Source organism: Xanthomonas arboricola pv. juglandis, from assembly GCF_905367715.1.
In the GTDB taxonomy this organism is placed as follows: domain Bacteria; phylum Pseudomonadota; class Gammaproteobacteria; order Xanthomonadales; family Xanthomonadaceae; genus Xanthomonas; species Xanthomonas arboricola.
The window spans coordinates 3,997,918-4,015,688 of record NZ_HG999362.1 but is presented as its reverse complement, the minus strand read 5'-3'; the positions used below and the strand labels follow the sequence as shown (position 1 = coordinate 4,015,688).

General features: G+C 65.7%; 16 protein-coding genes and 1 riboswitch. Of the genes, 13 read left to right on the top strand and 3 right to left on the bottom strand.

The genetic code is table 11. From position 1 onward, the window contains the following. Positions 1 to 535 precede the first annotated feature (535 nt). Both arsC and def read left to right on the top strand, forming a co-directional pair. On the top strand, positions 536 to 958 hold the full coding sequence (gene arsC, locus KHN93_RS17280; protein ID WP_104560036.1) for an arsenate reductase (glutaredoxin): 423 nt from the start codon (positions 536 to 538) through the stop codon (positions 956 to 958). Between the two features lie 190 nt (positions 959 to 1,148). Continuing rightward, positions 1,149 to 1,664, top strand: coding sequence for a peptide deformylase (gene def, locus KHN93_RS17275; protein ID WP_024940593.1), 516 nt, complete (start codon positions 1,149 to 1,151; stop codon positions 1,662 to 1,664). Positions 1,665 to 1,724: 60 nt separating this feature from the next. Here the strand turns inward: def and ettA are convergent, their stop codons facing one another. Next, entirely contained in the window at positions 1,725 to 3,386 is a 1,662-nt protein-coding gene (ettA, locus tag KHN93_RS17270) for an energy-dependent translational throttle protein EttA (protein WP_039512462.1), read from the bottom strand. A gap of 226 nt (positions 3,387 to 3,612) precedes the next feature. On the opposite strand from ettA, the gene KHN93_RS17265 reads away from it, so the two are divergent. The 5 genes from KHN93_RS17265 (at position 3,613) to ribD (ending at position 7,764) form a co-directional block, all read left to right on the top strand. Continuing rightward, positions 3,613 to 4,125 (top strand): RcnB family protein, encoded by a 513-nt coding sequence (locus tag KHN93_RS17265; protein ID WP_039525491.1) that lies wholly within the window; start codon positions 3,613 to 3,615, stop codon positions 4,123 to 4,125. Positions 4,126 to 4,310: 185 nt separating this feature from the next. Beyond that, positions 4,311 to 5,564 (top strand): serine hydroxymethyltransferase, encoded by a 1,254-nt coding sequence (gene glyA, locus KHN93_RS17260; protein WP_211920893.1) that lies wholly within the window; start codon positions 4,311 to 4,313, stop codon positions 5,562 to 5,564. A 102-nt stretch (positions 5,565 to 5,666) separates the two neighbouring features. Further along, positions 5,667 to 6,191 (top strand): transcriptional regulator NrdR, encoded by a 525-nt coding sequence (gene nrdR / locus KHN93_RS17255; protein ID WP_006453216.1) that lies wholly within the window; start codon positions 5,667 to 5,669, stop codon positions 6,189 to 6,191. After that, the gene (locus KHN93_RS17250) at positions 6,188 to 6,673 is read left to right on the top strand and encodes a GNAT family N-acetyltransferase (protein ID WP_211920891.1); all 486 of its coding nucleotides are present in this window, start codon (positions 6,188 to 6,190) and stop codon (positions 6,671 to 6,673) included. The genes nrdR and KHN93_RS17250 overlap by 4 nt, the downstream gene beginning before the upstream one ends. Then, positions 6,670 to 7,764 (top strand): bifunctional diaminohydroxyphosphoribosylaminopyrimidine deaminase/5-amino-6-(5-phosphoribosylamino)uracil reductase RibD, encoded by a 1,095-nt coding sequence (ribD, locus tag KHN93_RS17245; protein ID WP_211920889.1) that lies wholly within the window; start codon positions 6,670 to 6,672, stop codon positions 7,762 to 7,764. The genes KHN93_RS17250 and ribD overlap by 4 nt, the downstream gene beginning before the upstream one ends. A gap of 95 nt (positions 7,765 to 7,859) precedes the next feature. On the opposite strand, the gene KHN93_RS17240 is transcribed toward ribD, so the two are convergent. Continuing rightward, on the bottom strand, positions 7,860 to 8,483 hold the full coding sequence (locus KHN93_RS17240) for an outer membrane beta-barrel protein (RefSeq protein ID WP_016905113.1): 624 nt from the start codon (positions 8,481 to 8,483) through the stop codon (positions 7,860 to 7,862). Positions 8,484 to 8,701: 218 nt separating this feature from the next. Continuing rightward, positions 8,702 to 8,880: riboswitch (FMN riboswitch) on the top strand. Between the two features lie 162 nt (positions 8,881 to 9,042). Here KHN93_RS17240 and KHN93_RS17235 point away from each other — a divergent pair. From KHN93_RS17235 to KHN93_RS17210, 6 genes are all read left to right on the top strand, one after another. Continuing rightward, complete coding sequence (locus KHN93_RS17235) at positions 9,043 to 9,645, top strand: riboflavin synthase (RefSeq protein ID WP_039512445.1); 603 nt, start codon at positions 9,043 to 9,045, stop codon at positions 9,643 to 9,645. Beyond that, positions 9,642 to 10,781 (top strand): 3,4-dihydroxy-2-butanone-4-phosphate synthase, encoded by a 1,140-nt coding sequence (gene ribB / locus KHN93_RS17230; protein WP_039525502.1) that lies wholly within the window; start codon positions 9,642 to 9,644, stop codon positions 10,779 to 10,781. Before KHN93_RS17235 ends, ribB begins: the two co-directional genes overlap by 4 nt. Positions 10,782 to 11,058: 277 nt before the next feature. Further along, positions 11,059 to 11,523: a 6,7-dimethyl-8-ribityllumazine synthase gene (gene ribH / locus KHN93_RS17225; RefSeq protein WP_211920887.1), complete on the top strand. Its 465-nt coding sequence runs from the start codon at positions 11,059 to 11,061 to the stop codon at positions 11,521 to 11,523. Then, entirely contained in the window at positions 11,520 to 11,999 is a 480-nt protein-coding gene (nusB, locus tag KHN93_RS17220; protein WP_016902286.1) for a transcription antitermination factor NusB, read from the top strand. Before ribH ends, nusB begins: the two co-directional genes overlap by 4 nt. Positions 12,000 to 12,109: 110 nt before the next feature. Continuing rightward, positions 12,110 to 13,084 carry a thiamine-phosphate kinase gene (gene thiL / locus KHN93_RS17215; protein ID WP_047129305.1) on the top strand — a complete coding sequence of 325 codons (975 nt, stop codon included), beginning with the start codon at positions 12,110 to 12,112 and terminating at the stop codon, positions 13,082 to 13,084. 345 nt (positions 13,085 to 13,429) lie between these two features. Continuing rightward, on the top strand, positions 13,430 to 15,010 hold the full coding sequence (locus KHN93_RS17210) for a CocE/NonD family hydrolase (protein WP_211920885.1): 1,581 nt from the start codon (positions 13,430 to 13,432) through the stop codon (positions 15,008 to 15,010). 1,392 nt (positions 15,011 to 16,402) lie between these two features. On the opposite strand, the gene KHN93_RS17205 is transcribed toward KHN93_RS17210, so the two are convergent. After that, entirely contained in the window at positions 16,403 to 17,347 is a 945-nt protein-coding gene (locus tag KHN93_RS17205; protein WP_104560032.1) for a DegV family protein, read from the bottom strand. Positions 17,348 to 17,771: the final 424 nt, after the last annotated feature.

Below are 17,771 nucleotides of genomic sequence, written 5' to 3'. Positions count from 1 at the left end.
TTTGACATATAGGCCGCTGAATGCGAAGCGAGAGCCTGAAACGGTTATCGCCGCAGTTGCGTCGGAGAAATTTCTGGGGATTGCAGCGGCAGCTGGCCCCAGATCGGCCAGATTTTTGACAAGAACCAACCGGGCCGGAAGCCTCCCTTCTCCTGCGGGAGAAGGTGCCCAGCCAAGATCCGGACGACTTATTCCCTTATCCCCCTCGGGAGAAGGTGCCCCGAAGGGGCGGATGAGGTTACGTGCGAAGCCTGGTGGAGGTTGAGAGCAGGGATTCGAGTGCACCTGAGCTCGCCCCGTACCCTCACCCCAACCCCTCTCCCGAGGGGAGAGGGGCTGTATTCCGACCCGGCCAGTGGCCTGGTCTACGCAAGTAGCGCGGTCGCAGCAACGTGCGCAAGCCGTGCGTTGGTGCTCATCGGCATCGGCATCGGCGCGGGCTGCGCGTACGCTGCGCTGGCTCTGCACGCCGCACGCCGCACGCCATTCGACCGCAGCGCGTTACAGTCTTGGTCACTCCGCGCACCAGGTCCCCATGCACGCCGTCATCTATCACAACCCCAATTGCGGGACCTCCCGCAATACGCTCGCCCTGATCCGTCATACCGGCATCGAACCGCAGATCGTCGATTACCTGCAGCACCCGCCCACCCGCGAAATGCTGCAGTCCCTGATCGCCGCCGCCGGCATCCCGGTTCGCGCAGCCATGCGTCAGAAAGGCACCCCGTATCTGGAACTGGGACTCGACGATCCCACGCTGGACGACGCAGCGTTGCTGAGCGCAATGCTCACGCATCCAATCCTGATCAACCGTCCCTTCGTGCAAACCGCGTTGGGGACGCGCTTGTGCCGCCCCTCCGAACGCGTGCTCGACCTGCTGCCGCCCGCGACGAGCGGCTTCGTCAAGGAAGACGGCGAACGCGTACTGGACGATGCCGGGCAACGCGTAACGGGCTGATAGACAGATACCCGAAACACACAGTCGCTCCACATCAAGCGCAGCCAACTCCGATCAAGATGCGAAACGCCAAGCAGCGCCACTGACGCCTCAGCTACCAATCCCTAATCCCGATTCCCGATTCCCCAACCTCACCCCCACCTACCGCACAGGTCTTAAAATCGCCGCAACGTTTCCCGGGAGCAGCTAGATGATTCGCGAAATTATTCGCATGGGCGACAAGCGCCTGCTGCGCGTGGCGCCGCCGGTGACCAACCTGGGCAGTGCCGAGCTGCGCGCGCTGGTGGCCGACATGTTCGAGACCATGGACGATGCGCGTGGCGTGGGCCTGGCCGCACCGCAGATCGCGGTGGACCTGCAGCTGATGGTGTTCGGCTTCGAAGCCAGCGAACGCTATCCCGACGCACCGGCGGTGCCGCGCACCGCGTTGGCGAATGCGCAGATCGAACCGCTGTCGGAGGAGATGGAAAACGGCTGGGAAGGGTGTCTGTCGATTCCCGGCTTGCGTGCCGTTATCCCGCGCTATCGCCACATTCGCTACCGCGGCTTTGCGCCGGACGGCAGCCCGATCGAGCGCGAGGCCGAAGGTTTCCACGCACGCGTGGTGCAGCACGAGTACGACCATCTGGTCGGCCGGCTGTATCCCTCGCGGATCGAGAACTTCGACACCTTCGGCTTCGAAGACGTGCTGTCCTACGACCTGTAGGCCATCGGTCGCAGCTGCACCCGCATGTGACAAGGGCGCCTTGCGGCGCCCTTGTCGTGCTTACTTGAGCGCCTTGAAGCGCAGACGCTTGGGACCTGCGTCATCGCCCATGCGGCGGCGCTTGTCTTCTTCGTACTCGCGGTAGTTGCCCTGGAAGAACTCCACGTGCGAGTCGCCTTCGAACGCCAGGATATGCGTGGCGATGCGGTCCAGGAACCAGCGATCATGCGAGATCACGAAGGTGTTGCCCGGGAATTCCAGCAACGCATCTTCCAGCGCACGCAGGGTCTCGATGTCCAGGTCGTTGGACGGTTCGTCGAGCAGCAGCACGTTGCCGCCCTGCAGCAGGGTCTTGGCCATGTGCAGACGACCGCGCTCACCACCGGACAGCGAGCCGACCATCTTCTGCTGGTCCTGGCCCTTGAAGTTGAAGCGGCCGATGTAGGCGCGCGACTGGATCTCCACGCCGTTGATGTTGAGGATGTCCAGGCCGCCTGCGATTTCCTGGAACACGTTGTGGTTGCCTTCCAGCTTGTCGCGGCTCTGGTCCACGTACGACAGCTGCACGGTCGGACCGACCACGATCTCGCCGGAATCGGGCTTCTCCGCGCCGGTGATCATCTTGAACAGGGTCGACTTACCGGCACCGTTGGGGCCGATAATGCCGACGATGGCGCCGGGCGGCACGATCATCGACAGATTGTCGATCAGCAGGCGGTCGCCGAACTTCTTGGAGACGTTCTTGAATTCCATCACCGCATTGCCCAGGCGCTCGCCCGGCGGGATGAAGATTTCATTGGTCTCGTTGCGGCGCTGGTAGTCCACCGACTGCAGTTCTTCCAGGCGGGCCAGACGCGCCTTGCCCTTGGTACGGCCGCCCTTGGCATTCTGGCGCGACCATTCCAGTTCCTTCTGGATCGCCTTCTGGCGTGACTTTTCCTGGTTGTCTTCCTGCTTGAGGCGCTCGTCCTTCTGGGTCAGCCAGTCGGTGTAGTTACCCTTCCACGGAATGCCGCGGCCGCGATCCAGTTCCAGGATCCACTCGGCGGCGTTGTCGAGGAAGTAGCGATCATGCGTCACCGCCACCACGGTGCCGGTGTAGCGCGCCAGGAACTGCTCCAGCCATTCCACCGATTCGGCGTCCAGGTGGTTGGTCGGTTCGTCGAGCAGCAGCATGTCCGGCTTCTGCAGCAGCAGCCGGCACAGCGCCACGCGGCGCTTTTCGCCACCGGACAGCTTGCCGACCACGGCCTCCCACGGCGGCAGGCGCAGCGCATCGGCGGCCACGTCCAGCTGGTTTTCCAGGGTGTGCGCATCGCCGGCGGCCAGGATCGCTTCCAGGCGTTCCTGTTCCTTGGCCAGGGCGTCGAAATCAGCGCCTTCCTCGGCATAGGCCAGGTACACCGCATCCAGCGCAGCCTGGGCCTGCAGCACGTCGCCCACGCCTTCCTCGACCGCTTCGCGCACGGTGTGCTCGGGGTTGAGCTGCGGTTCCTGCGCCAGGTAGCCGACCTTGATGCCGGCCTGCGGACGGGCTTCGCCCTCAAAATCGGTATCCACGCCGGCCATGATCTTCAGCACCGTGGACTTGCCGGCGCCGTTCAGGCCCAGCAGGCCGATCTTGGCGCCCGGGAAAAAGCTCAGCGAGATGTCCTTGATGATCTGCCGCTTGGGCGGGACCACCTTGCTGACGCGGTTCATGGTGTAGATGTATTGCGACATGGGTGCTCCGTGGACGCAGGCAGCCCACCGGCCGGGGCCGGAGGCAGCGGAAAAGGGATTGCGCCGATTATACGGGCAAGCGGCCTGGCTCGCGGCGGCGCGGCGGTAGCTAAACGGCAGCCTACCATTCACCTGAATGGGCGTTTTCGTAATCGATTCCAGCAAGAATGCGTTAAGGCGGCCAGCGCCTTAATGAAATTGCGACATCGCAGACAGGAGCAATCCCATGAACCGCAAACGCATCGTGACTGTTGTGCTTTCCTCCATCCTGGCGCTGGGCTCCGTGGCCCCGGCAGCGTTTGCCGACGACTGGGGCCGCGGCCACGACCGTCGTGGCCATGACCGTGACGATCACCGCGACCGCGACCGCGATTACCGTGGCAATTGGCGCAACGACCGCCGCGACTGGCATGACGAGCGCCGGGCCGACCGCCGCGATGACCGCCGTTACTACAGCAACGGCTACCGCGAGGGCTATCGCGATGCCCGCTATCAGGACCGTCGCTACGACCGCAACCGGGTCTATGTCTACGATCGCCCCAGCTACTACCGCGCCGGCCCGCCGCCGTGGGCCCGCGGCCAGCGTTTCCACGGCCCGGTCTACGTGATCAACGACTACGACCGCTACAACCTGCGCCGCCCGCCGTATGGCTACCGGTGGCAGCGCGACAACACCGGCAATCTGCTGCTGGTGGCCATCGCCACCGGGGTGATCGCTGACCTGGTGCTCAACAATTAGGCCTCGGCACTGGCTCGGCCAGCGGGCAGGGCATCCGCAAAGGCGCACTCCGGTGCGCCTTTGTCGTTCCAGGGCGGAACCCGCCATGGCGCACCTGGCCTGCGCCAGCGTCGCAATTGGTCACCTGTCCATGCGGGGGCTTACAATCTGCGCCCCTACTGGCAACAGCTGCCCCGGAGCTCTGCATGTTCTCGCGCGACGTCCGACTGGAAACCTACGACCCCGAACTGGCCAAGGCCATCGCTGCTGAAGCCGGCCGCCAGGAGGATCATGTCGAGCTGATCGCCAGCGAAAACTACTGCAGCCCGCTGGTGATGGAAGCCCAGGGCAGCCAGCTGACCAACAAGTACGCCGAAGGCTACCCGGGCAAGCGCTACTACGGTGGTTGCGAGTTCGTCGACATTGCCGAGCAGCTGGCGATCGAGCGCATCAAACAGGTGTTCGGCGCCGATTATGCGAACGTGCAGCCGCATAGCGGCTCGCAGGCCAACCAGGCGGTGTATCTGGCGCTGCTGCAGACCGGCGACACCATCCTGGGCATGAGCCTGGCCCATGGCGGCCACCTCACCCACGGCGCCAAGGTCAACGTCTCCGGCAAGCTGTTCAACGCCGTGCAGTACGGTGTCAACGAGCAGGGCTTGATCGACTATGACGAAGTCCAGCGACTGGCCACCGAGCACAAGCCGAAGATGGTCGTGGCGGGGTTCTCGGCGTATTCGCAGAAGATCGACTGGGCGCGTTTCCGCGCCATCGCCGACAGCGTCGGTGCGTATCTGTTCGTGGACATGGCGCATGTGGCCGGCCTGGTCGCCGCCGGTGTGTATCCGAGCCCGCTGGAGCATGCGCACGTGGTCACCTCGACCACGCACAAGACCCTGCGCGGCCCGCGCGGCGGCATCATCGTGGCCAAGGGCGCGAGCGAAGAGCTGCAGAAGAAGCTGCAGTCGATCGTGTTCCCCGGCATCCAGGGCGGCCCGCTGATGCACGTGATCGCGGCCAAGGCGGTGGCGTTCAAGGAAGCGCTGGAGCCGGAATTCAAGACCTACCAGCAGCAGGTGGTCAAGAATGCGCAGGCGATGGCCAACACGCTGATCGCGCGCGGCTACAAGATCGTGTCCGGCGGCACCGAGAATCACCTGATGCTGGTGGACATGATCGGCCGCGACGTCTCCGGCAAGGATGCAGAGGCCGCGCTCGGCAAGGCGCACATCACCGTCAACAAGAACTCGGTGCCCAACGACCCGCGCTCGCCGTTCGTCACCTCCGGCCTGCGCCTGGGCACCCCGGCAATCACCACCCGTGGTTACCTGGAGCAGGACAGCATCGACCTGGCCAACTGGATCGCCGACGTGCTCGACGCCCCCAGCGACGAAGCAGTGCTGGCCAAGGTCCGCGACGCGGTGACCGCGCAGTGCAAGAAGTATCCGGTGTATGGCTGAGGTGCCGGGATTGGTGATTCGGGATTGGGGATGCGCGACAAGCGCGTCCTTGCTCCTGCTGTTGCCAATCCCCAATCCCCACTTCCCAATCTCGGCGACCTGATGCACTGCCCCTTCTGCCAGCACAACGACACCCGCGTGATCGATTCGCGGGTGTCCGAAGACGGGACGACGATTCGTCGGCGTCGCGAGTGCGAGGCGTGTGGCGAGCGTTTCAGCACCCTGGAAACGATCGAGCTCAAGCTGCCGACCGTGGTCAAGAGCGATGGCGGGCGCGAGGCGTTCGATGCGCGCAAGCTGCGCACCAGTTTCGACCGCGCGCTGCAAAAGCGCCCGGTGTCCGAAGAACAGATCGAAGCGGCAGTGCGCGCGGTGGTGCATCAGTTGCGCATGTCCGGCGAGCGCGAGGTGGGCTCGCTGCGGGTGGGCGAATACGTCATGGTCGAGCTGCGCAAGCTCGATCATGTGGGCTATGTGCGCTTCGCCTCGGTGTACCGCAGCTTTCAGGACGTGGCCGATTTCCGCGAGGAAATCGAAAAGCTCGAGCGCGAGCTCCCGGTCGGCATCGAGCAGTTGCCGTTGCTGGAAGCGGCCCTGGAGCGCGCCGGCAAGCCCGGCAAGCGGTGAGCGCGATGCGCATCGCGTGCGTGGCAGACACGCCGCAGCTGCTGCCCGCCATCGCGCAGGCGCATCTGCAGGCCTTCGGCAGTCTGTTGCCTGACTGGAATTTCGATGAGGCCTTGAGCGAGTTGCGCAGCCACACCCGCGATGGGGTGATCCCGACCACGTGGGTGGCGCTCGATCAGGCGCAGTGGCTCGGGTCGGTCAGCCTGCTGGAAAACGACGATTCGCGCATTCGGCAATGGTCGCCATGGCTGGCGTCGCTGTACGTGCAGCCGCAGGCGCGCGGGCAGGGCATTGGCGAGGCGCTGGTGACGCATTGCGTGCAGGCCGCCGCGCGCATGGGCGTGCCGGCGTTGTACCTGTATTGCCAGCCTGCACTGGTCCCGTTTTATCAGCGGCTGGGCTGGCAGACGCATGCAGAATTACTGCTGGGGCCGATGCAGATCGTGGTGATGTGCATCCAACCGCAAGCGGCACCGCAATGAGCGCAACGGCCGACGACCACCGCTGGATGGCGCAGGCGTTGCGCCTGGCCGAGCGTGGCGCCTACACCACGCGCCCCAATCCGATGGTTGGCTGCGTGATCGTGCGCGATGGCGTGTGCGTGGGCGAGGGCTTTCATCAACGTGCCGGCGGCCCGCATGCGGAAGTGTTCGCACTGCGCGCGGCCGGCGCGCTGGCGCGTGGCGCCACCGCTTACGTCACGCTGGAGCCGTGTGCGCACTACGGACGCACGCCGCCCTGTGCGCTGGCCTTGATCGATGCCGGCGTTGCGCGTGTGGTTGCGGCGATGGCCGACCCGTTTCCGCAGGTCAACGGCGGCGGGCTTGCGCTGCTGCGCGAGGCCGGGATCGAGGTGCTGAGCGGCGTCCTGCAGGCACAGGCGCGCGCGCTGAATCGTGGGTTTCTGTCGCGGGTGGAACGTGGGCGGCCGTGGCTGCGGGTCAAGCTCGGCGCCAGCCTGGATGGACGTACGGCGTTGGCCAGCGGTGAATCCAAATGGATCACCGGAAGTGACGCGCGCGCAGATGTGCAGCGCTGGCGCGCACGTGCGGGCGCGATCCTCACTGGTGCAGGCACGGTGCTGGCCGACGACCCCTCCATGACGGTGCGGCTGGGCGATGACACGCCGGTCGTGCCGCCGCTGCGCGTGGTGCTCGATGCCGGGCTACGGACGTTGGCGTGCAGGAACCTGCGTCAGGGCGATGCGCCCACGCTGTATCTGCATGGCGAGAATGTGGCCGCGCCGTCGCTGGACGATGCGCAGTTCCTTGCGATGCCGTTGCAAGCCGGCCGCTTCGATCTGGCGGCGGTGGTGGCCCTGCTTGGCGAGCGCGGCATCAACGAGGTGCATGTGGAAGCCGGCGCAACGCTGGGTGGTGCGCTGCTGCAGGCCGGGCTGGTCGACGAACTGCTGGTCTACATGGCGCCGGTACTGCTGGGCGATACCGCCAGGCCGCTGCTTGCCGGGCTGGGCATCGAGACGATGGCGCAGCGCGCTGCGTTGCAGCTGCTGGATGTGCGCCAGCTGGGTCAGGATCTGCGTCTGCGCTATGCGCCGGTTGTTGCCGGGTGAGCGCTGCATGGCCTGCGCGATGCCGCGCGGCCGTGCTGTTGCGCGCATGAAAAAGGCCCCGCATGCGGGGCCTTGGTGTATCTGAGTCGCGTCGATCAGAAGCTCGCGCGCACGCCGACCTTGTACTGGTTGGCGTCGTCGATGAACTGCGCTTCGGCGACCAGGCCCCAGGTGCGGGTGAAGTTGACCTGACCACCCAGGGTGCCGACGAACTCGCCTTCGTCCACGTCGCTACCGTCGATATAGCCGGCCTTGATCCAGGCTTCGGTCCGCGGCGAGGGCTTGCCGCGCAGGCCCAGGTTGGCGAAGCCCAGGTTGGTCGAATCCGATGCGCTACCCAGTCTGCGGCCGTTGACGCGCGATTCGACTTCGCCTTTGTTGCGGAGGGCAGCGACGTCGGCGGTGAACTCCACACGCTCGGTCATTTCCTGGCGATAACCAATACCAACGTGTGCCTGCTGCACAGTGATGTCTGCGGTGATACCAGGAAACGGGCTGTAATTCTCGGTCGCGCGCTGGTAGCCAGCAAAGACGTACACCGGCTCGGCAATCTGCCAGGAGCCTCGGAGGTAGCCACCGTCGAGATCGTCGGCGTCGCCGTCTACACCGATCTCGGTCCGGTTCCAGCCGCCTTCGACGTAGGAATAGCTCAGGCCTTCGGCCGAAGCAGCAAACGGTGCGGCGGCCAGCAGGGCAGCCAGAATCAGGGTGTTACGCATTGGATGTCTCTCTCCGAATTGATGTCCGTGTCTCCGTCCCGTTGCGTGAGGGAAAAAGCGACGTCTCCCGTCGCGGCGCGTAAATTAACATATCCTTCACAATCCTGGCTACGGGGGATTTCCCGACATGACGCAGTGTCCTGCCAGCCTTAGCCCACGCTCAGCCATCGCGCCGATGTGCCCTGTTAGACTTTGCGCACCGGTTCGCCGGTACTCACGAACGTCTTCAGGGCGGGGTGCGATTCCCCACCGGCGGTAGGCATGCGCAAGCATGCGAGCCCGCGAGCGCTTGCACTCCAGGGTTGAGCGGATCCACGCGAAACCCCTGCTGCGCAAGGTCAGCAGATCCGGTGCGATGCCGGGGCCGACGGTATAGTCCGGATGAAAGAAGACGGCCAACGCGCAGCCTTGCGGCTGTGCGCGCGCCTGTTTGCCTTGTGGCGTTTTTCGCTCAACTCCTGCGAGAAACGACTATGTCCATGCGTCACCCGTCGCGCTGCGTCGCGATCTTCCACCGCACCCCGTCTGCACTGTCGTCATCAACGACGGGGGTGCGCTGATGTTTACCGGAATCATCGAAGGCGTCGGCCATCTGGCGGCGCGCCAGCCGCAGGGCGGCGATGTGCGTTTCACCTTCGCCACCGGCAACCTGCCGTTCGAGGCGGTGCAGCTCGGCGAGAGCATTGCCGTCAACGGCGTGTGCCTGACCGTGATCGCTTTCGACGCCGGCAGCTTCCAGGCCGACGCCTCCACCGAAACCCTGTCGCTGACCACGTTGGGCGCCTTGCCGGAAGGTGCGTTGCTCAACCTGGAGCGCGCGATGCGCCCGACCGACCGCCTCGGCGGGCATCTGGTCAGCGGGCATGTCGACGGTCTGGGCCAGGTGCAGTCGGTACATGGCGATGCACGGGCGCAGCGTTGGCGGTTTGCCGCCCCGCCGGCGGTGTTGCGCTATGTCGCCAAGAAGGGCTCGATCTGCGTGGACGGGGTCAGCCTCACCGTCAACGAAGTGGATGAGGATGGCTTCGAGGTCGCGTTGATTCCGCACACGGTGGCCAACACCGCGTTTGCGCAAACCGCGGTTGGTGCGGCGGTGAATCTGGAAATCGACCTGGTGGCGCGCTATGTCGAACGCCTGCTCGGCACGCGGGGTGCGGCATGAATTTCGCACCCGTTCCGGAATTGATCGAGGAACTGCGCGCCGGCCGCATGGTGGTGATCGTCGATGACGAGGACCGCGAGAACGAAGGCGATCTGATCATGGCGGCCGAGCTGGTCAAGCCGTCGGACATCAACTTCATGGTGACCCACGCGCGCGGGCTGGTGTGTCTGTCGCTGACCCGCGAGCGCTGTGCGCAGCTCGGCCTGGCGCCGATGGTGCGCAACAACACCGCGCAGTTCCAGACCAACTTCACCGTCAGCATCGAGGCGGCCGAAGGCGTGACCACCGGCATTTCCGCCTACGACCGTGCACACACCGTGCGCACCGCGGTGCGGCCGGATGCCAAGCCGCAGGATCTGAGCCAGCCGGGGCATATCTTCCCGCTGATCTCCCAGCCCGGCGGCGTGCTGACCCGCGCAGGCCATACCGAAGCGGCCAGCGACCTGCCGATGCTGGCCGGGCTGGAACCGGCCGGCGTGCTGGTGGAAGTGCTCAACCCGGACGGCAGCATGGCGCGGCGCCCGCAGCTGGAAGTGTTCGCGCGCGAGCATGGGCTGAAGATGGGCTCGATCGCCGATTTGATCGCCTACCGCCTGGCCAACGAGCACACCGTCGAGCGCGTGGACGAGCGCGAGATCAGCACCGAGTTCGGCCCGTTCACGCTGGTGACCTACCGCGATCGCATCGCCCACGACCTGCACTTTGCGCTGGTGCGCGGCACTGCCGATCCGGCTACGCCGACGCTGGTGCGCGTGCAGGTGGAAAACCCGCTGGCCGATCTGCTGCACTGGCAGCGCGACGACTTTGGCGTGGCCGCCACCGATGCCTTGCGTGCGATCGCCGCCGAAGGGCAGGGCGTGATGGTGGTGCTGTCGGCACCGCGCGACAGCGAATCCTTGCTGGCACGGCTGCGCCAGCAGCCGGAAGCGGCCACCAACGCCAAGGATGTCAGCCAGTGGCGGCGCAACGGGGCCGGGGCGCAGATCCTGGCCGAACTGGGCCTGGGCAAGTTGCGCGTGCTGGGCACGCCGCGGCGTCAGGTGGGCCTGGCCGGGTTCGGGCTGGAGGTGGTGGAGTACCTGGAATGCCACGCGGGCGAAGGTGTGCGCTCGGTGCCGGCGGCCGCGCTGCCCTGATGTAGCGCGGGCGGCCTGGAGCCGCCGCTGTCCGGTGGTTGCCGGAGGCGCAGCAGGAACCGCGCTGTCCGAACGGCTCGCGCGGTTGTTGCGCATCGACCATGCCAGCTGCCAGCTGCCAGCTGCCAGCTGCCCCAGCCCGTGCTGCGCGCTCCACAATCGTTTCCTGGCGACATGGCCGGGGCTGCTTCGGCACCCCGGCCGCCACGTACCGGCCGGGCCAGGCCCCGGCCCCGGCAGCTGTTAAACTTGCCGCCCCCTCGAGTTGCCGACCCGCATGACCCACTACGAAGGCGATCTCCGCCCCACCACCGCGCGCTTTGCGATCATCGCCAGCCGCTGGAATGCCCGCATCACCGACGCGCTGGTCACCGGTGCGCGTCAGAGCCTGGCCGGCAACGGCATCGGCGAGGACGCCATCGACGTGATCCGCGTGCCGGGCGCCTGGGAAATTCCGATTGCCGCCAACCGCCTGGGGCAATCCAGACAGCATGCGGCGATCATCGCGCTGGGCTGCGTGATCCGCGGCGACACCCGCCACTACGAACACGTCGCCGACCTGTGCGCCGAAGGCCTGATGAGCGTGCAGTTGCAGACCGGCGTGCCGGTGCTCAACGGCGTGCTCGCGGTCGAGCGCGTGGAAGATGCCGAGGCGCGTGCCGGTGGCAGCCATGGCAACAAGGGCGAAGAATGCGCGCTTGCGGCATTGGAACTGGTCAATTTGATGGAGTTGTTGCCATGAGCAAGTCCGGTGGACACGCCCGCCACGTCCGTCGCGACGGCATCGACCCGGTGCTGCGTTCGCGCGCGCGTCGGCGTGCCTTGCAGGCGGTGTATGCCTGGCAGATTTCCGGCGGGTTCGCCAAGCAGGTGATCTCGCAGTTTGCGCATGAGCAGGCGCACGAAGTGGCCGATCTGGCCTATTTCGAAAACCTGGTCGAAGGCGTGCTGAGCAACCGTGCCGAGCTCGACACCGCGCTGACGCCGTATCTGGATCGCGGCGTGGAAGAAGTCGACGCGATCGAGCGCGCAGTGCTGCGCCTGGCTGCCTACGAGCTGCTGTATCGCCAGGACGTGCCGTACCGCGTGGTGATCAACGAAGCGATCGAAACCGCCAAGCGCTTCGGCTCCGAGCACGGCCACACCTACGTCAACGGCGTGCTGGATCGCGCCTCGGTGGAGTGGCGCAAGGTGGAATCGGGCGCTAGCGGCGCCTGAGGCGCCGCGGGAATGGAGAGTCGGGAATGGGGAATCGTAAGAGCACCATCTCCGATATCTCCTGACGAGCTTTTGCGATTCCCGATTCCCTTCTCCCGATTCCCGCCCACATGCCCGAATTCGATCTAATTGCCCGCTTGCGCGCGCGCATTGCGGCGCGTGCGGATGTGCCGTTGGGGATTGGCGACGATGCGGCGCTGCTGCAGCCGCCGCCGGGCGAGCAGCTGGCGATCACCGCCGATACGCTCAATGCGGGCGTGCATTTCCCGCACGAGACGCGCGCCGAGGATCTGGGCTGGAAGACGCTGGCGGTCAATCTGTCCGACCTGGCGGCGATGGGCGCGCAGCCGCGCTGGTGCACCTTGTCGCTGTCGTTGCCGCACGATGATGCCGCATGGGTCGACGCATTCGCCGATGGATTCTTTGCACTGGCCGATGCGCATGACATTGCGCTGGTCGGTGGCGACACCACGCGCGGGCCGTTGTCGTGCGCGGTGACCGCGATCGGCAGCCTGCCGCCGGGTGCGGCGCTGCGTCGCGATGGCGCACGTGTGGGCGATGACGTCTGGGTCACCGGCGCGCCGGGCGAGGCGGCGGCGGCATTGTCGCTATGGCAAGCCGGCCAGCTGGACGTGACCTGCGCGGCGGCCGATCCGTTGCACGAACTGTGGCGCGGCCGCCTGCTGCGCCCGCAGCCGCGCGTGCAGGCCGGGCTGCGCTTGCGTGGGCTTGCGCACGCCTGTGTGGACATCTCCGACGGCTTGCTGGCCGATCTGGGCCATCTGTGCGAACGCAGCGGCGTGGGCGCGCAGCTGGCGCTGGCGGCACTGCCGGCGATGCCGCGCAGCACCGGGATCAGCGCGCTGCAATGCATCGGCTGGCAACTCGGCGGCGGCGACGACTACGAGCTGTGCTTCACCGCCGCCGTGCAACACCGTGACGCGGTGGCGCAGGCGATGGACTTCGCCGGAGTCGCGGTGACGCGCATCGGCCAGATCGTCGCCACGCCGGGCGTGGTGGTCCACGACGCCGACGGCAACCCGTGGCAGCCGCCGCAACGCGGATATCAGCACTTCGTCGGCTGAGCTGAGCGCGCAGGAGGGTGGCGCGGGCGTGCTGCATTGCAGCCAACGTCTGCGGGTCGGGAGCGGCCAGACGATAAGCGCACGTTGTTTCCACGCCGGCCGGGCCCGCGACTGCGGCGCGCCCGCCTCCCGAATCCCGCCTCCCGCCTCCCGCCTCCCGCCTCCCGCCTCCCGAATCCCGAATCCCGAATCCCGAATCCCGAATCCCGAATCCCGAATCCCGAATCCCGGCCCTTGAGCCATACCGTACCGTCTGGTACGTTCGCGACGTTCTCCCCCGAACCACGGATGCATGGCAGTTGCCGCTGGGCCATCCCGGCCCGGCCTTGCGTGGGAGAGATCCGCATGAACAAGCGTTGGATCGGAGGCATCGCCGCACTGGCGTTGCTGGTGGCATCGGCGTCGGCGGTGGCGGGCGCTTTCAGCAAGACTTACGAACGGATTCCCGGCTGGGACGGCGCGCCGATGGGCGCACTGGTCTTGGTGCCGCAAGGGCAGGGCAGCGGGCCGTTTCCGCTGATCGTGATGCCGGCCAGCTGGTCGTTGCCGAATCTGGAATACCTCGGCCGCGCGACCCAATTGGCCAGCGATGGCTACGTGGTCGTCAGCTACACCTCGCGCGGGTTCTGGGATTCGGCCGGGCAGATTGATATCGCCGGCGCCGACACGGTGGAAGACGTCAGCGCGGTGATCGACTGGGCGCTGGCGCATACGCCTGCGAACCCGAATGCGATCGGTGCGTCGGGCATCTCGTATGGCGCGGGCATCAGCCTGCTGGCGGCCGAGCGCGATCCGCGCATCAAGGCCGTGGCTGCGCTCAGCGGCTGGGCGGACCTGGAAGCGTCGCTGTATTCCAACCGCACCGTCAGCCAGCAAGGCGTTGGGCTGTTGGTTGGTGCCGGCGCGTTGACCGGACGTCCCGGCCCGGATCTGGCGCAGATCAGCACACGGGTTGCCGTTGGCGATTACGACGGCGCCGTGCAGGGCTTCCTGCCGCAGGCCGCGTCGCGCAGCCCGGCAAGCGATGTGGCCGCGCTCAATGCGCGTGGCACGGCGGTGCTGCTGGGCAATGCCTTCAACGACGGCCTGTTTCCGCCGAACCAGACCATCGCATTCTTCAACCAGTTGCGTGGGCCCAAGCAGTTGCTGCTCAGTCAGGGCGATCATGCCACCGCAGAACTGCCGGGCGCGCTCGGCCTGCCCAACGAGGTCTACACGGCGACCACGCGCTGGTTCGATCGTCATCTCAAGCAGCTGCGTAACGGCGTGGACAGCGAAGCGCCGGTGCGGCTGTCGCCGCGCACGGGGCAATGGCTGGAGTACGCGGACTGGGCGTCGGTGCAGCAAGGCAACACGCGTCTGGGCCTATCCGCACCGTCCGGATTGCTCAGCCCCACCGGCGGTTTGATCGGCGGCACCGCCAGCGGATGGCAATCGCGCATTGCCACCGATGTGCCGACGTTGGCCGACTCGGGCGTGGTCCTGGTCAGTGGCCTGTTGCAAGGCATCGGTGTGCCGGTCACCACCTCGATTCCGTTGGTCAATCGCATCGGCGCGGCAGTGTGGGTGGGTGCGCCATCGAACACGCTACGGCGGCTGGCCGGCAGTCCATCGCTGCGCGTGACCGTGGTACCCAGCCAATCGAAAGTGAGCCTGTTCGCCTATCTGTATCGCATGGACGCGCTAGGCGTGGCGCAACTGATCACGCATGCGCCGTACTCGCTACGTGGGGCCACGCCAGGCCGCGCAGTGACGCTGGATTGGCCGCTGCAAGCAGCTGCTGCGGAGATTCCGGCAGGTCAGCGCCTGGTGCTGGTGATCGACACGCAGGACGTGCGCTACACCGATGCCAGCGATGGCGGTGGCACGGTGACGTTTACCTCGCCGGCGGCAACGCCATCGGTATTGAACGTGCCGCTGCCATAACGCTGCGCTGGGCTAACTCGGATAGCGCAGGGTCCGGTCATCGTTCAATGCAAGCCGAGCAACGCGCAAGCTTTGGAAAGTATCGATTAACTTTTTGGTGCGGTGTCCTCGCCGCTTGCGGACCCTTGGCGGCATGGATGCCGCCCACTGAGCTTTCAGGGATGGAGTCACGGCGTGTCCCGCAAGTGGTGAGGGTGCTGCGCGCTCGACTCACCGGAATTTTGGCCGCATCTAACAAACGACGCTGTGACTCGACTGTTGACTGCCTTGTGTCTGGAAGTAAATTGCCCGCGCGGATAGATCAGTTGTAGAGCGGTTGGTCTGCGGCTTGGCTTCAGGGCCCTCGCCCGCCCACCATCGCGGGACACGCCGCAAGTACGTCCATGTAGGCTCTTACGCGGCATCCATGCCGCGTAAGGTCCCGCGACGGTGAGCGGGCAAGGACCAGTCGAGATGGTCGGTGTGCGTAGGCAAGCGAGGCATGACATGCGTTGTTGAATCACCGCACGTTCGACTAGCTTCCCGGACTAAGCAGAGCAAGCACAGCAACAGCCAGCCTTTGAAGAAAACTAGCTGCGAAAACTTCTAGATCAGCTGCAGAGTGGCAGACCTGCGGCTCTGCAGGGTCCTTGCCCGCCCACCCTCGCGAGACACGCCGCAAGTACGTCCCTGTAGGCTCTTACGCGGCATCCATGCCGCGTAAGGTCCCGCGACGGTGGGCGGGCAAGGACCAGTCGAGATGGTCGATGTGCGCGGGCAAGCAAGGCATGGCATGCGTTTTTGTATAGCAGCATGCCCAATCAGTTGTCCAAGACGAGCCGAGCAAAGCAATAAGCCGGTTTTCAATTAAGCAACTTAAAAACTTCCTGGTGCGGTGTCCTTGCCGGTTGCGGGACCCTTGGCGGCATGGGTGCCGCCAAGGAGCCTCCATGGACGGATTCACGGCGTGTCTCGGAATTGGTGAGGGCGCTGCGCGCTCGACTCACCGAGCTTTTGAATTGAGCATCTGTTCGCGTCCAGACAATGACGACGTTCTAAGTCTCGATTGCTTTAGGCGTTGTGTTCCGAGAGCTCGAACAGTACGGATAGATCAGTTGTAGAGCGGTTGATCCGCGGCTTGGCTGCAGGGCCCTTGCCCGCCCACCTTCGCGGGACACGCCGCAAGTACGTCCGTGTAGGCTCTTACGCGGCATCCATGCCGCGTAAGGTCCCGCGACGGTGGGCGGGCAAGGACCAGCCAAGAGGGTCGCTGTGCACGGGCAAGCAGGGCATGACATGTCGAGATGGTCGGCGTGCGTGGTTGTCTTTGGAGATCCGGGATGCGCGGATAGGTCAGCTGTAGATCGGCGTGTCCTGAAACCGGCGAGTGCGCCGCGCCCCCGGCCTTAGTCTTCAGGCCGAAAAGGTATGCGGTTCGGCCGCAAATGCCACGGCCAGTGCGCCCTTGCCGACGTTGACCATGCCGGTCAGGCTCATCACGCTTTCGAACAATTCCACGTTGTGGGTCTGACAGGCGCTTTGCAGGGCGGCGTAGCCGGGCAGGGCGTGCAGCTCGGCCAGTTCGCCGCCGTAGCCCACGCACACGGTCGGCGTCATCAAGCCCTCGCGGACCTTGCGCACGGTGAAGCCGAACAGCTTTTCGGCCGACGGCTCGAAGCCTTTCAACTTGGCCACCGGTTCGGTGACGCCGCGGTAGGCGCGCAGCACCGGCTTGATGTCCAGCGCGCTGCCGAGCGCGGCGCCGATCAGGCCCACGCTGCGATCGCCCTTGGTGCGTGCACGCGCACGCAGGTAGTAGAGATCGCGCGGAATCATGTAGCCGTAGGTGTGTTCGGCCAGCTGTTCGAGCCGGCTGCGGATTGCCGCCACGCCCTGACCCTGCGCGCGCAGGCGTACTGCTTCCACTGCAGTGATGCCCTGGCCGGCAAACAGGTTGAGCGTATCGATCACGCGCAGCGCGAACGGCGAGGTGTGGCCGGCGGCCTGCCGGATCGGCTTGTAATCGTTGAGGATCGCGAAGCTGGCCTGCATCGCGTTGTCAAAGATCTGGCTGCGCAGCTTGGAGATGGTCAGGCAGAACACGTGGTCGTAGTCGATGACCAGCCGTTGCAGGAACAGGTCGCGAATCTGGTTGACAGAGAACGGCGTGGTTTCCGCTTCGTGCCCACGCTCGGCCACATGCGCCTGCAGAAAGCTCAGCGTCGCTTCCTCGTCGCGGTGATCGGCCAACACCGCTTCGCCGATGCGTACGCTGATCGGCAATACGATGACGTTGTTTTGTTGAATGAAGTCCTGCGGCAAATCGCAGGCACTGTCCACCACAATTCCGATGCGCATCGTCGCCCCCTCCGGCTGTTGCGTTATCTATAACTGCGAACGCTATCGCAAAACAGCGGAGGCGAGTAGGGCTGCCGGCCGAAAGCTGGGTCCCCCTACGCAAGGGCGCGCGAGGGGAGCCCGGCGCACTGCCACCAGGCAAGCGCGATGCATCCGAATAGGGCCTGGAGCAAGCAGCCGCAGGTGTGGCCGAAACGCAGACCACTGCCATGTGGCTCTGCACCATTCGCGCGCACCGCGCCGTCATGCAGATGACCGGTACATCCTGTCGCACTGCGATTTACCTTGCGAACTGAGCATCGGCGCACGCTTCGGCTGCAAGGTAGCGCCCGCTATCGCAGATGACGAGCGAGGCCTGCCGCAATTGCTATAGCTCCCGTCACAAGGCCGCTGCTAGGGTCCAACGCGACCGCTGCAAAGCGGC